A 14,995-nucleotide genomic window follows, 5' to 3' on the forward strand; every position below is an offset into this window, starting at 1 on the left:
TCGAAGGAGCATACCGACTCTGCGACGATAACGCAGGCCGATATGCTCCTTTCTTTGTACGACAGCTTAATGGGATATACCGCTTAACCGAGCAGCCGTCGCGCGTTGCCACGACATAACGCAGCTCTATCCGAATCGCTTATATTCGCCGACGCCAATTGCAGCGCGGTCGCCTCCATGACCTGGATCGGCGTGCAGGAGCCGTACGCCGCCAGCTTCATTTGCCCGCTCCTGCACAATGCGGCTATAGCGGCCAAAGGCCCGTTCGTAAACCACAAGTCGAGCAGCACGCGCTCCGTATGATGGCCGTCGTTCAACAGCTCCTTCACCCGATCCCATTCATTCACCTTCAAGCCGCTGATCACGACCGGCAAGTCGCCGCACAGCCGGAGCAGCTCGGCCAGCTCGTGAAACGGAGCGGCCTTCGCTCTGAACCGCGGATGCTGCAGCCTGTCGTCCTCCAGCCTCGCGCTTACGTGCAGAGGCAATCCGAGCTCGTTCAGCCGGCCGGCCAGCTCGCCTACCTGCGGAATGAGCAGACTGTAATCATGGTAGCCCGGCACGAGCCGGATACCGCGGACGCCCGATTGTACGGCCCACTCCAACTCCAGGTCCCAGGCGGCTTCCGCCGGATTGAGAATGGCGACCGGCCACAGCCGTCCGTCCGCCGCCGTCTCGGCGAACAGCGCCTCGTTGCCCGAACGCGTATCGAAGCCGAAGACAGAGGCGATGTGGCTGACGCATATCCCTTCCAAACCGTACTTGTCGGCCATCGCGGACAAGTCGTCCGCACCTGCCCGTATTTCCAGCCGTGTCGGCCATTGGCCTATAAATGCCGTCAAATCGACAGCCTGCTGCCGTACGAACGGCTCCAACAAGTGCATCATTTCGCCACCTCCGCCAATAGACGCTCCATATTTTTGCCCATGACCGATTCGTTCTGCTCCGGCGTCAGCCCGGCGCCGATCACTTTGCCGATATTGCTCGCGAGGTCGGCTCCGTGCAGATCGGAACCGAAGATGACCCGCTCCGCGCCAAGCCGCTTGACCGCGATGCTTACTTCGCCGCCCCCGATCGGCGAGCCGGACGTATCGGTGTACACGTTGTGGTGCGGCGCCACGATATTCATCGACGACTCCACCTGACCGGACATGTGGGCCATAATGATTCTCGCCTCCGGATAGCGGCTTGCCAGATTGGCCACGTTCAGGGCCGTCGTCTCGTACGGCATCTGACCGACCGTCTTGCGCCACGCATGGACGAGAATCGGAGCCCGATAAGCGATCGCTCGCTCGATAAACGGATAAACGAGAGGGTCGTCGCACAGCGTAGCCACCCACAGCTTTAGCCCGATCATGCCTTGATCCTCGAACCGCCTGCGGAAGTCGTCGAGCGCTTTCTTTCCGTGACGCGGATTCACGTAGTAATACCCGGCGATCCGTTCGGGATGTCGGCCCATGACGGCGACCAAATCGTCGTTTGCCCTGCTGATCCGCTCGAAGGTTGGATAATATCCGATCGTGACGACCGAGCTGCAGACGAACAGCTTGACTCCGAGTCGGTCCCCTTCCTCCAATACGCCGGGATAAAGGTCGGAACCGCTCAAGTGAATGTGCGCATCGATCATTTCGCTTCCCCTTCCATCGTCTCCGTATATTCCTTGCACGCCCGATCCAATCGGTTTAACGCTTCTTCGATATGCTCATCCCGATGGCTGAAATTGACATAGGACGTATTGTACATCGATACCCCGTGCTTGTAGGCAAGCCGGAAAAACCGCTTCAACGCCGCCGCACCCTCGACCCCTTGGCCCGCTAAGCTCGGACAAGGCCAGAAGCCGCGTAACGCGATCGGCACGCCGTATTGCTCGAACAAGCGCTGCAAGCCGCCCCACATCGCTTCGCCCTGCTTCCACAGGAAGCCGACGACATCTTGCTGCTTATATACGTTCATGCATGCTTTGGCCGCGGCGAGCGACAATGTCTCGCCTCCGAACGTGGAAGAAATGCTCACCTTGCCCGGCGCGCAGCAGGACATGATTTCTTGCTTTCCCGCGTAGACCGATAGCGGCATGCCGTTGGCGATGCCTTTGCTGAATACGGCCAGATCCGGCACAACCCCGAAATATTGCTGCGCGCCGCCAATGGCGATGCGGAACCCGGTGACGATCTCGTCATAGACCAGCAGGGAGCCATGCTTGGCGGTCAGCTCGCGGAGTGCCGGGTAAAACGCGTGCCCGGCTTCCATGTCGGGATAGTTTGCCGCTACGATGACGGCGGCGATCCGGCCGTCGTACTCCGCGAACAGCTTCTCCAAGCCGGCGATATCGTTCCAGCGGCAAGCATGGTGCAAGGCGCTCAGCGCATGCGGGACGCCCGGCAGCACGGCCGTCGTTCTGTCCGGCAGCGTAGCTCCGCCGACGGCAAGCCCGTTCAGCCAGCCGTTATAGCCGATCTGCACGATATGATCCCTGCCGGTGAAAGCACGAGCCAGACGGATCGTGGCGGCGATCGCTTCCCCGCCGGTTTTCAGAAAGCGGGCCTGCTCCGCGCAAGGGACGAGCTCGCAAAACATCTCGGCAACCTCGCCCTCCAGCGGATGCGGATGACCGAATACGATCCCGTGCTCGAGTTGCTCGCGAATGGCCTCGTTGACCGCGGGATACCGGTATCCGAGCGTGACGGGACCAAGCCCGTTGCGAAAGTCGATATAATCCCTACCGTCGGCGTCCCATACCCGGCATCCGTCGCCTCGCACAATGACGCCGGGCTCTTCCGGGGCATACTGGGGAGCTTTGGACCCCGTGCTCGATCCCCAAGGAATCGAAGCATTCAATCGTTCCGTCCATCGCTGCGAATGTGTCAGCTGTTCATTCGGCATAGTTTCTTCCACCCTTCCGTATCCGTATGGCTGCCAGCCTTTTTATTTTTTTCGTTCCTTGTCGACTTCCAGCTTCAGCTTCTCGTCCAGCTGTCGCAGCGCCGAATTCAGATCGGTTTTTCCTTGAGCCGCATCGAAGAACGATTGATAGAGCAAGGCCAGCTGCGTCGCCCCCGCCACATCGGGCAACTCCGCTTTGCGCTTTGGGGTAAACGGAGCGGGCTGATTCGCGTTGAGCGCGTTCATATTCACTTTGCCGTACACGGCATGCTCCTTGCCCAAAGCGTCCTGGATCGGCTTGCTCGCGAGCGTCGTAGGAAGGCCTGCTAGCGAATCCTTCATCTGGATCTCGTCTGAGAGCATCTCCAGGACGACCTGAAACGCCTCGTCCTTATGCTTGCTTTGCTTCGTTATCGAGAAGTAGGCCGGACCGCGCTGGGGCATCAGCTTCGGCGCGCCGCTCATCGACGGAAAGGCGACATAGTCGTATTTCACTTCCGGCGGGATATTCTGATACACGCTGTGCTGGTTAACCTGCATCGCGACGGTTCCCTTGCCGAACATGCCCGCTTCGGCCGAATTGTTGGCAGCAATCTCGTTGCCCGGTATTTGAAAAAACCGCAAGTAATTTTCGAAGATGAGCTTCCATTTCTCTTGATCGGCCAACTTATCGGCGTTCGGATCCAGAATCGGCAGCGAGTACGGATTGTCGCGAAGCGTTGCTCCCGGATTAAAGCTGAATCCGCGGTACGCCACGCCGTTATCGATCCTCGTCATCTGCTTGGCAAGCTCGTACACTTCGTCCCAGGTCATGCCGTCTCTCGGATATCGGACCCCGAATTTGTCGAACAAATCCTTGTTGTAATACAGCACATGCGGGAAGTACGGCGGCACGGGCAGCCCATACAAGGCGTTGCTGCGGCCAAGCGCGACGAGCTCATCCATAAATACTTTGTTGAAGCGCGCGAGATCGTAATTGTACTTCTTGACGTAAGGAGTCAAATCTTCTCCCAAGCCCAGGTCCAAATAATTGCTGAGCAGCGTCGAAATATCCGTCCGGATAATATCCGGAATCGTACCGGCCGCCACCATCTCCGGAACCATAGTGCCTTTGGCATTGATTACGTAATTCACGGTGATATGCGGGAACTTCTTCCCGAGTACTTCCTTGAACCGGCTGTTGAACTCCTCCTCGGTCACCCCTCCGCCATGGATCGTCAGCGTTATCGGCTCTTTCGGTTTCTCCAGCGCCGCCGATCCGGGATTGTCGTCCTTGCCGCCGCTGCATGCGGTGAGCGCTGCCATAGAACAAATCAATAATGCGTACCACTTGCGTTTGTTGAACATTGGACCCCTCCTTGTTTCTGTATAATGGGTACATGTTACCCACATGTACCCATTATACGACAACGATGTTCGATTGGAAAGCTGAAACAATCGACTTTTTCCAATTTCCCTACCGAACATATACTTCACCGTTGCGTAAAATGACCCATGCTTGGTCCAGCTTGTCGTTGACGAGAATGTCGGCAATGTCTGAAGAAAAGCGGGTCGCGCTTTCCATCGAGCCGTCGGAAGTAAGCGTAACGAGCTTGCCGTTATCTGCTCCGGCCATATAACGGACCCCGCCGTCCGCCCTCAGCGCGTTCACTTTCAGCACGCGGTCGCCGATCGACGCTCTCCAGCTCACCCGACCGTCCTCATCCAGCGCATACATTTGATGACCGCCCGAGCCGGCTATGATTTCCGTTTTGCCGTCTCCTTTGAAATCGTTCACTTGAATATCGTTCACTTCTCCGCCCACGTTGATCATCCAAACGTCTTTCAGCGTGTTGTCCTGGAATCGGGCCAAATGCACCCGATTCTCCTTCGAGCCCAAGACTGCCGCGGCGGGTCCGTTCTTATAAGCCGGGAACGTCCTCACGGCCTTCCAGCCGGGGCCCGTATCTCGAACGGCTCTCAGAATGGGAGCTTTCTCCTTGAATATCGCGGGATACACGTATTCCATCCCCAATATGCCCATATGCTTGCCATTCCCGCCAAAATCGGCAAACTGCATATCCTCGATGCCGTAATAGTAAGCCTCTTCGCTATATACTTGCTTGCCGCTGCGGTCCAATCCGATCAAGTTATTGAACGAGGTGCCGACCATGATCCACGGGTCTTCCTCTTGGCCGTCGACATAAGCGATGCGGATGTTGGTCACTCCGATCAAATTCCCGTGAGAAGGCGTTTGGGTCGTGGTCACGAGCTTCGTCCATTTGACGCTGCCGTCGGCTTCGAGAATATGGACGTTCCAGTTCTCGCTTGCCACCGTCACTACCGGCTTCCCGTCTAGCTGCTGCACCGTCACTTCGTTAACCCGGCCACGGCTTTCATAAGTCCATAGCGTCTCCCCGCTATGGCGGAAAGCTCGAACTTTCCCGTTGACGCCCCCGACGACGAGCTCTTCGATCCCATCCCCGTCCAGATCGCCCAATGCGGAGCCGCTTACCGCTTCGTCAAACGAGATCCGTTTCTCCCATCCTTCCGGGCTCTTATCGGGCGTAAACGTCCTTTTGTGGATCGGAGCGGATCTCTTCATCTCCAGCTGTTCCTTCAACCGTCGGACGGCTTCCCGATCCAGCTCATGCGTCCCTTCCTGGACGATCCCTTCCGTGAGGGGATTCCCTTGCCCGTCGTATTGGACCAGCCCTTTTGCGACCGCAAACGCCTTCCACGTCTTGCGTTCGGCATCCAGCTTGAACAGGACGGGCTGAACGAAGCTCAAGGAAAGCGCGCCGAATTCGACGCGGGTCGTACCGGCAACCGTCAATTCACGGCCGTTCATCATATAAAGCCCGCCGTCCGAACGGAATTCCCCGGTATCGGCCGACCGGCCCCATAAGGCCAGCCATTCGTCGCCCTCCTCCCGGATGCGCATCGTATGATCGTCGATTCGCTCCGCTTCCGCCGTGGCCCCGTCCGTTGTGGAGCTGGACAGCACATTGACGAACCGGAACGATTCCCCTGCCCGGTAAGCCCGCTCTTCCTTCACCTCGCGGAGAACGTTCTCCTCCTTGGCATAAAAGTAAGGCGTCTTGCGGTTATAGTATTGTTGAAAATGGCCGTATCGGTCGTAAGTCCGCAGCTCGGAATCGTCCATGCTTTGCAGAGTCATCGTCACGCCTTGCTGCTCGACCTCGAAGCGGTCGGCTTTGACCGATGCGTTCCCGAGCGTTTGCCATACGTTCTCCAGCACATAGCTGCCGTCTTGCTTGAAGTCGATTTGGTCGTAGATGAGATAGAAGCGTCCTCCCGGACTGATGACGGCACGCTGCCAGTCGGTGCCGTTATTGTCGGGCAGCGTTGTCAGGCTGACGGCCATACCGTCGGCATCGCCAAGCCAATCCACTCTCGCCAGCTTCGGCTTCATTTCCTGCACGCCGTCCTTGACGACGACGATGCCGTTCTTATGCTCCGGTCCCCGCTCGATATAATCGCGGGCGTCGATAAAGATGCGGCCTTTATCGGTGTAACGGAGAAACGTGTTGGCGTCATGGTGATTGTGCGCGCCCGCCCCCGTACCGTCGATCAGCAAATACGAGTCTTCCGGACCGTATCCTTGGCGGAACCCCAGTTTGTGGAACGATTCCGACTGCGGCACGTTGATGTCCTCTTTCATTTCTTTCGCCAGATCCCCGTATACGCCCGAATCGACCGGATAGCCCGACACAAGCGAGGTTCGCGCGGATGCCGCCGTTTCCCCCTGCGCCATGTCCGTCGCGTAGCGATGAAGCGGGCGGATCAAATCTCCCATCGCCTGATTCGGAAACGGCCCGCTTCGGGTACGCTCCAGCAGCAATCGGTAAGAAGGATCGCCGTAAAACCAAGCGGCCGCATTCAGAATCGCCGAATGCCCCCAATGATAAGCGCTGCTTCTGCCGAAGGGAACGACATCGCCGCCCCCGACCATCACGCCGAGATTGTCGATCATGATCGCTTGCAGATCGGCGCTGGCTCGCATACCCTCACGAAGAAAGCGCCGGTCTCCCGTCATCAGCGCATAGTCCAGCGTCGTAATCGGCACATGCATCATGTAGTCGGAACCGTCATCACGCGAAATGACAGCCGTATTGTTGGTAAACATTTGCTCCCCGATCGCGTACCAGCTATCGACTTCCGGCAGAAGCCCGGGATAATGGCTGCGGAAATAAAAAGCCCCGGTCATGAGCGAAAAGGCGGGATACGTTTCATGATTGTTCCGCGCGAATTTCTGCGAATGCCTCGGAATGTAGCCGTCGTTGCCGTTGGCGTCGAGCACTACATACACCGCGGATACGATACGCTTGCGCTCCTCGTCGGTAAATATAGGCGAAGGCTCGTTTACATACCATGCTGCAAAAAACGAATGCCCCGCCGTCCATATATTTTCCCGCTGTTTCAGGTGGGCCTTCGCTTCTTTGGGATACCGGTTGAGGAAATCCGCAAAGCCGAGCATTATTTTTTTGTATTGCGCGCCTGCCGCCTCGCTGCCCGTCAAAAAATAGTTTTCGCCGATAAGTCCGGCATCGGATAAAACGGTCAACGTTGCGCGAAAGCTTCTTGCAGCCGGGTCGAGCTTCGCCAATAGCGTGTCCGTGGCGGACAAGGGCTTCAATACCGCGGATAATTCGCTCGATACGACGGCTTCGTTCAGCCAGCGCAGCCGGGGTTCCGGAGACGACTCTAGCAGGTCGAGCAGCCTGCCCTGTCCTTTCCGCAGCCCGGCCAAATCGCTTGCCGCCAAAATGACGGTATTGCTTTCGAGGCCGAACGGATTGATCAGCGTCTGCAACTGGTAGCCGCCTTTACCGGGGTATATCGCATCGGCGTATGTGTACTTCATCGCATACAGCTTGCTCAAATACCCGTTATTGCCCAGATTGCCGACCAGGATCGTATTCCCCGACCAAGCGTCAGGCAGCCGGGCGGCGCTTTCCAGCTTGACTTTGCTGCCCCATTTGGCGACTATTCTCCCCGCGATAGCCTCTCCCGCTTTACGCCAATCCGGGTGATCGGGCACGATGATCGTCAAGCTGTCCAGACTTGTTTCCCGCTTCAACGTTCGAACGGGAAGATCGAACGCAGGGGGGACGCCATTCGTCGGTCGGACCGCGCTTTTGTCGCGTTCAGGCGCCGCCGCTTCGTCAGCGGTACCGCGAGCTTCGGTATTCACTGGATCCTCTCCCCTAGTTGTCCCGATGTACCAGCTTAGAACGCTTGCAAACGCCAAAGCGAAGCAAATGGTCGCAAGTACCTTTACTCTTCTTCTGATCATGGGACTCCTCTTTCTGAAATGGTTTGGTTGGCAAACCCGGGCCGGACAGCTTCGAGCCTTCAATCGCCCCCCGATGATTCCGCTTACATTGTATTTTACTTACGGCACCGCCCCCTCCTTTCCGCTGAATTTGTTGCTCAAAATATGGTATAGGTGCGGTATATGTACCCTATTATAGGTGACAATCGTCATGCTGTCAAAAGATTGCTTCCCGATGTTTGACATTTTTTCTTTACTCTTTACGGCATCCGTTTTACAATAATAACTAATTAGTTAGTTATTTATTGGCAAAGAGGTGATCGTATGGTCTCGACCAAGGGAGAGGCGAGCCGAAGCAGGCTGATCGCTTCCGCGGAGGAGCTGTTTGCGCGCAAAGGCATTCACGCGACGACCGTCAGTCAAATCGTCGCCCACGCCGGTCTGACTCAGGCGGCCTTCTACTTGTATTTCAAAAGCAAGGAGGAGATGGTTACGGAGCTGCTGGATACGTTCGAGCGGAGGCTTGACCTATTCACGGACGCCGGACGCCACGTCGGCGAGCTGCCCGGAGGCGAGATCGAAGACCACGTCATCCGGACGTTCGCCGGTCTATTCCGGCTATTGGGCGACAATACGAATTTGACGCGAATCGCTCTCCAAGGGACGGACCGGGGGGAGCTGCTGCGGGATCGAATCGTCAGCCGGATTGCCGACAATATGGCGAACAACCAGTCGCTAGCCATCGTACGACCGGAGGTGGAACCGACGCTGGTCGCCGAATCGGTGGTCGCTTCGGTAGAGCGGCTCGTCTACCGCTATATCATGACCGGGGAGAAGGATGCGGAGCAATTGGGCCGTCAGGCCGGCAAGCTTTTTTTGCGCGGCATATTGAATCATCATCGAATCGGCGGATAGGGGTGTAACCTTGATACTATTGGATCTGTTGAATGCCCATATTCATCTTCTCAGCCTGCTATGGCTCTTTCCCGTCTTGTTCTTGTTTCACGACTTCGAGGAAATATTGACCGTAGAGCATTGGAGCCGGACAAACGGCGAGCGGATCATGCGGACATTGCCCTCCTTGGCCCGCCAGCTGTACGCCTCCTCCTTCCGGATGAACACGCGGCAATTCGCCGCCGATGTGCTGTGGGTGTATACCGTAATCGTCGCCGCGACTGCGGCCGCGGTGTTCTTTTCCTTCTACTTGCCTTATTTGGCGGCGCTTGCCGTTTTCTTCCTGCACGTATTCACGCATGCCGGCCAGTCGCTTTATTTGAAATCGTATACGCCCGGCGTCATCACTGCGATCGCGCTTGTTCTGCCTTACTCCGCATACGCCTACTACCGTCTGCTCTCGGAGCAAATCATCGATTCGGGGGATATCCTCGCAAGCTTGTCGATTGTGATCGTTCTCGTTCCGGTTGCACTGATGCTGCTGTTGAAAGGAAGACGGCGGCACAGCATCTCCTGATGCCGCAGCCGCCGCGCTCCCTTTCCAGCCTCCGTACACTATGTTCCATTTCGAAGCTCTCGTATTCGTGGGTCTGGCACAAGCAGCCGTGGCCTGTGCCCGTCATGGTCCCGTCATACACGGCGGCGTCTTATCTGGACTTCGCTTCGGCCAGCCCCTTCATCGCACCTTCGTGCGCGTCTCTCAAGGCACTGTTCATATCTTTATTTTCCGCGAGCACCTTCATCATCTCGGGCAGCAAGTATTTATCCTGGGCGTTCACATTGTTAACGAGCCCCGGCGCCCGCCCCTGAGGCTCCGGAGCGAATTTGACGGAATAAAACGCTTTGATGTTCTTGCCCTTGTAGAGCGGGTCGTTCTCCATGTAAGCCTTCTTGAATTTCTCGTCGGTCAGCACGGGAAACAGCCCATCCTTCGCCATCTTCAACTGATACTCCTCCGACGTCATATATGCCGCTACTTCAAAGGCGGCCTGCTGCTTTTTGCTGCCCTTCATGATGAAGTTGTACCGCGCGTTCGCCTGCAGTCCGACGCCCGGCTTCTCCTTATAGGACGGAACCGACACGATGTCCCAGGCAAATTCCCACTGCGGGGTATTCAATGCCATGATCGTCATCCCGGATAGGCCCGTCTGGAATACTTTCCGGTCTTCTTCCTTGAAAGCCGTCTTCAGATCGAATTTCAGCCCGGGCAGCGTATAGAAGCGCAGCCAGTTGCCGGCGATTTTTTTCCAGTCGTCGTGTTGGAATGTCGACTTCTCCTCCTTCGGATCGAGATAAGGCAGCTCGAACGGATTGGCGGCGAAAAACGTGTCCCCCCAGCGGTCGCTGAAGCCGCGGTATTGGACGCCTTGCTCGAAGCGGGTGAGCTTCTTGGCGATCTCGTACATGTCATCCCAGCTCATGCCGTCCTTCGGATAAGCGACACCGAACTTGTCAAATAAGTCTTTGTTGTAATATAAAGCGTTTACAGTCATATTCAAGGGCAATCCGACGATTTTGCCGTTAGCCGCCTTCTGCATGATCTCGATCGTAATCGGATCGAGCCGGGATACGTCGTAGCTGTTGCTCTTGATCAGCGGAGCGATGTCCTCCGTCAAGCTGAGCGCGTTCAATTGGTTCGGGAGCGCCCCCTTCGATCCGACGAACACGTCGGGAGGCGTTCCCGCCGCAAGCAAGTCCTCGATGTAGGCTCCTTTCTCCGGGCGGATTCCTTTCAAGGTGATGTGCGGAAACTTCTCTTTGAGCGGAACGACGTAAAATTTCTCGAACTCCTCCATCGTGGCGGAATACAACGAGAACGTAAGCTCGACCGGCTCTTTGGCGGCCGCTTTCGGAGGTTGGCCGGACCCGCTCTCTGCGTTTGACCCGGCCGGTCCGCCGGCGTCTTTACCGCCGCAGGCGGCGAGAACCGGAACGGTCATACACAACATTACAAAAGCTTTTTTCCACATATCTGTTCCCCCATATCGATTTTAGTTTTTTGCCGCGCTCCCAATAAGTCCGGTCAACAGCTTCGCTGCTGCGGTTCGGCGGGCAAGGAAACGTGGCCTACAAAAGCACGGCTCAATCTGCCTTTGTTACAACTTAACTGGAAAAGATGAGGCTGATGAAAAAGTCTGCAAAGAGAGGAAGCGCCGGAGACAAGAGGTGGGGGAATGCGCTCCACATCCGTTAAAATCATGTTGTTTTAAGATTTTAGGTGGTTACAACACGATTTTAAAATCAACCGCTTCGCTTTCCGCGCATTTCCCCCACCTCTTTTTGTATGACAAATCTTGACTTTTTCAACAACCAGAAAAGATACAGCTAAATATAGAGAAAAGGATAATTTTGTTAATATAGATGGAAAACATACATCTATTTCCCCGCCAAACGGTGTTCCGGCAAACAATGGGCGAAAATAAATGGACAATTTCCAGCTAACTAGGAACGTTGGTTGTTTCCACTAAAATTAACTGCATTTTTTCCAGCTGATACGACCCGATCACCGGACTCTGAAGGGTAGCGCTTTCCTTGCGTGAAGGAGACGTTCTGATCGGAGACGCAGGACTGAAGTATCTGGCAGTTAATGGCAGTGGTCGGCAGTATCTGTAAACATTTGTCGTAATGCGGCAGTAGATGGTAGTATCTGACGGCATATGCCCTCGGGCCCCGCGCATCCTGTGCGGGATCTGGGCGGGCCCCTGCCCTGACGCAATCCGCCCCTTCTCCACGCCCTCGAACGAGGTCAAAGGTGAGGCCTGCATGAACTTTTATCGCCCTATCCTGCTTTGCCTCACGCTGCCTTGTTCCCGATCCACTCCACTTCTTCCATATCTTCCATGCTTTCTTTCTTCCTTACCTTCCTTGTGCCTTCCTTGTGCCTTCCTTGTGCCTTCCTTGTGCCTTCCTTGTGCCTTCCTTGCACTTCCCTACCCTTTATTGCTTTCTGTCTTTCTGTCCTTCTGTCTTTCTGTCTTTCTGTCTTTCTGTCCTTCTGTCTTTCCGTCTTTCCTTCTTTCTGTCTTTCTGTCTTTCCGTCTTTCCGTCTTTCCGTCTTTCCGTCTTTCCGTCTTTCCGTCTTTCCGTCTTTCCGTCTTTCCGTCTTTCCGTCTTTCCGTCTTTCCGTCTTTCCGTCTTTCCGTCTTTCCGTCTTTCCGTCTTTCCGTCGCCTTCTACCTGCCGTACCTCGCTCACCCAACCCCGCTTATTTGGCGATGATACAGCGAATGTCCAGCGGCCGCGCTCCGGCCGCATCCTCATCGACCTTAAGCGTGATCGTGCCGTCCGTATACTGCCACTGCTCGTTCGGCTGCAGCCGTTCGCCGTTCACCGTCACCTCGGAAGGCTCGCCGTCCGCGTGAATGCTGATCTCGTACGAGCGCCGTTCCGGCATCCCCTCGTACCGGCCCTCCCTGACGCCGATGCGAATGCGGATTTCGTTCCCGCTATTTTCCGAGGAAATCGAGGTTAGCGCTAACCTTCCATCGACATATTGGCATGTCGTACCGTCATCCTCATACAGCGCAAATTCGCTCTTCCCGTGCGGATAAAAGTGCAGGCCGATCGTGTCGAGCGGCTTCTGTCCGACGTAATCCATCTCCGGCCATTCCGGGATGATTGCGCCCGCCTTTATGAACAACGGTCCGCCGCGATCGTCCGGTATGTTCGCCTTGATGTCGGCCGGTCCGACGAAGCGCTCTCCGCTCCAATAATCGATCCATACTCCCTCGGGAAGATGGACGTCATTCGTAAAGGCCGCCACCAGCAAATAATCGCCCAGCATATATTGCTGCGTAAGTCCGTCGGATTGCGGATCGTCGGGATAAGCGAGCGGCATGGCCCGGATGATCGGCATGGCGGTTCGCGCGGCAACGTGGGCGGCGGAGTAAATATACGGCAGCAGCCGGTAACGCAGCTTCGCATACGTCTTGAACATCGGCAGCAGGTTGTCTCCGAGCAGCCACGGATGACGCCAGTACGCCCAGCTGTTGACCTGCGACCAAGGCTGCAGGAAGCCGAAATGGATGCCTTCCGGGGTGAACACGTCCATGTCGCAGCTGGCGTTCGCATGTCCGGCCATGCCGTGGTTCAGCATCGAGATGAGCGGCTTCGGTCCGCCTCCCGTATCCCCCGCCCATGTCGCCGCATACTGCTGGATGCCCGCATAGCCGCCGGACGAGTACACCATCGGCCTCAGTCCCGTATGCTCGCGGAAGCCGTCGTGCATCTGCTTGTTGAGCAGCACCGGGTACGCATTGTGCAGCTCCTCGTCATCCATGCCGTTGCCCCATTTGCGGTCGGGATGCTCGTTCACTTGCCGCGCTCCGTCCATTTTGAACGCCTTGACCCCTTGATCGACGAATGCCGTCAAATGCCGGAACCACGGCTCGTCGCGCTTCGTCAGCCCGTCCATATAGACGGGAGCGTGCGCGCGCATGTCTTGCTCGAAATCGTCGGCATTGTAGTCGTCGGAGGCTCCGTCGCTTCCTCCGGCCCTCGCCTCTTGCCCCGCCAGCTTCTCCGCCTGGTACGTCACGTCGTAATCGCTGCACAGCCACAGGCTGAGCTTGAAGCCGAGCCGCTCCAGCGCGCCGACGAACGTCTGCGGCCCCGTCCGGGCCCAGCCGGGAACATAGAACCGTTCGGGATGCCATTTTTTGTCGACCGAATAATCGTAATGTTTCTCCATCCAGCCCGGCTCCAGGCCGATCAGGTCGCAAGGGATGCCTTCCCGGCGGAAGCTCATCGCATCGTCCAGCATTTCGCGGGCGTTGGCCTGCTGATTGCACACGAAGGTCAATCCGTATGCCCATAGCGGCAGCAGCTGGGGCTTGCCGGTAATATCGGTGTAGCGGTCGAGAAGCTGCCCGTAATCCGATCCCGCTATCAAATAATAGTCCAGCTCGCCGCGCTTCGCGAACAGCTTCCAGCGATCGGGCTTCTGATGGCCCAAATCGAAGAAATGACGCCAGGTCGTGTTCAGGAACAGCCCCCAGCCTTTATTGCTGTACAGAAACGGGATCGGCGAGTAGCAGTCGACGTTTTTCACCCACATTTTGGCCCGATGGCCGCGCTTTTGCAGCAGATGTCTGGACTCGTCTCCAAGACCGTACAGCTTCTCGTCCCCGGTCAGCTCGAACTCCGCGGCAAATCCCGTCCCGGATGGCGAAGCCGGCCGCTCCGTTTCCCGCAGCAGCACCTGACCCCGTTCGTCGCGGAACACGATCCGGCCGTCCCGTTTGCTCACCGTGACGAGGGCGAAGCCGGTCTGGACGGTCACCGTCTCCCCGTTCTCCTCGCATTCGAATCGCACCGGCGGCCATTCTTTTCTGACGATGTCGTACTTGTTCAAAGCCGCCTCGGGAAACCGGGAATCCGCCCGCCGACGTATGCGGAACGTATGCCCGTTTACCGGCTCCACCCTCAGGGTGTCTCCGCCTAGCAGCGGGACATCCACCCATCTTTCATTCATCCGGCTCCATCTCCCCCTCTATTTACGGTTCCCCTTCATTGTATAGAACATCGCCCGCCGAACCTATGTCGATCGATTGCGGGAATATGGTATTCTGATGACTTCTTTTGAGATTTCATGGTAAAATGAATGCACTTCACCGAACGAACGGTTTGACTTTGATTTCTCGTGGTACCGCATTCCCGCAGAATCGCTTTCCTGCGGTGCTCCTTTTTTCTACGACAGCATAATCCGCATACAACCCGGAAATAGAGGAACCGTATTCCGTTATTGTCTTGAATTCCGTTGCACTCCCGAATATAACGGAACAGGCTGCCGTTCATTCAATCTTTTCGGGTGAAATTGATCGTGAACAGCGGAGGAGTGGAACGGTTTTCCGTTATTAGGCTGTGGACACGGGTATTCAGGTC

10 protein-coding genes are annotated in these 14,995 nt (G+C 56.5%); 2 read left to right on the forward strand and 8 right to left on the reverse strand.

Features of this window, described 5'->3' with window-relative positions; translation table 11 throughout:
- Positions 1-83: 83 nt before the first annotated feature.
- From FE784_RS20295 to FE784_RS20315, 5 genes are all read right to left on the reverse strand, one after another.
- Positions 84-887, reverse strand: a complete 804-nt coding sequence (locus FE784_RS20295; protein WP_139604057.1) for an amidohydrolase family protein — start codon at positions 885-887, stop codon at positions 84-86.
- On the reverse strand, positions 884-1,627 hold the full coding sequence (locus FE784_RS20300) for an amidohydrolase family protein (RefSeq protein WP_139604058.1): 744 nt from the start codon (positions 1,625-1,627) through the stop codon (positions 884-886). Before FE784_RS20300 ends, FE784_RS20295 begins: the two co-directional genes overlap by 4 nt.
- Positions 1,624-2,880, reverse strand: coding sequence for an aspartate aminotransferase family protein (locus tag FE784_RS20305; protein ID WP_139604059.1), 1,257 nt, complete (start codon positions 2,878-2,880; stop codon positions 1,624-1,626). Before FE784_RS20305 ends, FE784_RS20300 begins: the two co-directional genes overlap by 4 nt.
- A 42-nt stretch (positions 2,881-2,922) precedes the next feature.
- Entirely contained in the window at positions 2,923-4,227 is a 1,305-nt protein-coding gene (locus tag FE784_RS20310; protein ID WP_176706384.1) for an ABC transporter substrate-binding protein, read from the reverse strand.
- A 109-nt stretch (positions 4,228-4,336) separates the two neighbouring features.
- Complete coding sequence (locus tag FE784_RS20315) at positions 4,337-8,077, reverse strand: hypothetical protein (RefSeq protein ID WP_139604061.1); 3,741 nt, start codon at positions 8,075-8,077, stop codon at positions 4,337-4,339.
- A gap of 405 nt (positions 8,078-8,482) precedes the next feature.
- Here FE784_RS20315 and FE784_RS20320 point away from each other — a divergent pair, with 405 nt between their 5' ends.
- Positions 8,483-9,073 (forward strand): TetR/AcrR family transcriptional regulator, encoded by a 591-nt coding sequence (locus FE784_RS20320; RefSeq protein ID WP_139604062.1) that lies wholly within the window; start codon positions 8,483-8,485, stop codon positions 9,071-9,073.
- A gap of 10 nt (positions 9,074-9,083) precedes the next feature.
- The gene (locus tag FE784_RS20325) at positions 9,084-9,629 is read left to right on the forward strand and encodes an HXXEE domain-containing protein (RefSeq protein ID WP_342779121.1); all 546 of its coding nucleotides are present in this window, start codon (positions 9,084-9,086) and stop codon (positions 9,627-9,629) included.
- Positions 9,630-9,759: 130 nt separating this feature from the next.
- Here the strand turns inward: FE784_RS20325 and FE784_RS20330 are convergent, their stop codons facing one another.
- From FE784_RS20330 to FE784_RS20335, 3 genes are all read right to left on the reverse strand, one after another.
- Complete coding sequence (locus tag FE784_RS20330; protein WP_139604063.1) at positions 9,760-11,082, reverse strand: ABC transporter substrate-binding protein; 1,323 nt, start codon at positions 11,080-11,082, stop codon at positions 9,760-9,762.
- Between the two features lie 824 nt (positions 11,083-11,906).
- Positions 11,907-12,311 carry a hypothetical protein gene (locus FE784_RS41020; RefSeq protein WP_176706385.1) on the reverse strand — a complete coding sequence of 135 codons (405 nt, stop codon included), beginning with the start codon at positions 12,309-12,311 and terminating at the stop codon, positions 11,907-11,909.
- Positions 12,312-12,317: 6 nt separating this feature from the next.
- The gene (locus tag FE784_RS20335; protein ID WP_139604064.1) at positions 12,318-14,585 is read right to left on the reverse strand and encodes a glycoside hydrolase family 31 protein; all 2,268 of its coding nucleotides are present in this window, start codon (positions 14,583-14,585) and stop codon (positions 12,318-12,320) included.
- Positions 14,586-14,995 lie beyond the last annotated feature (410 nt).

Source organism: Paenibacillus hemerocallicola (genome assembly GCF_006265175.1).
Taxonomy (GTDB): domain Bacteria; phylum Bacillota; class Bacilli; order Paenibacillales; family NBRC-103111; genus Paenibacillus_AB; species Paenibacillus_AB hemerocallicola.

What these genes read in the sequence shown, in the direction of transcription:
- FE784_RS20295 (WP_139604057.1), bottom strand. Translation starts at nt 887, where the DNA reads ATGATGCACTTGTTGGAGCCGTTCGTACGGCAGCAGGCTGTCGATTTG.
- FE784_RS20300 (WP_139604058.1), bottom strand. Translation starts at nt 1,627, where the DNA reads ATGATCGATGCGCACATTCACTTGAGCGGTTCCGACCTTTATCCCGGC.
- FE784_RS20305 (WP_139604059.1), bottom strand. Translation starts at nt 2,880, where the DNA reads ATGCCGAATGAACAGCTGACACATTCGCAGCGATGGACGGAACGATTG.
- FE784_RS20310 (WP_176706384.1), bottom strand. Translation starts at nt 4,227, where the DNA reads ATGTTCAACAAACGCAAGTGGTACGCATTATTGATTTGTTCTATGGCA.
- FE784_RS20320 (WP_139604062.1), top strand. Translation starts at nt 8,483, where the DNA reads ATGGTCTCGACCAAGGGAGAGGCGAGCCGAAGCAGGCTGATCGCTTCC.
- FE784_RS20330 (WP_139604063.1), bottom strand. Translation starts at nt 11,082, where the DNA reads ATGTGGAAAAAAGCTTTTGTAATGTTGTGTATGACCGTTCCGGTTCTC.
- FE784_RS20335 (WP_139604064.1), bottom strand. Translation starts at nt 14,585, where the DNA reads ATGAATGAAAGATGGGTGGATGTCCCGCTGCTAGGCGGAGACACCCTG.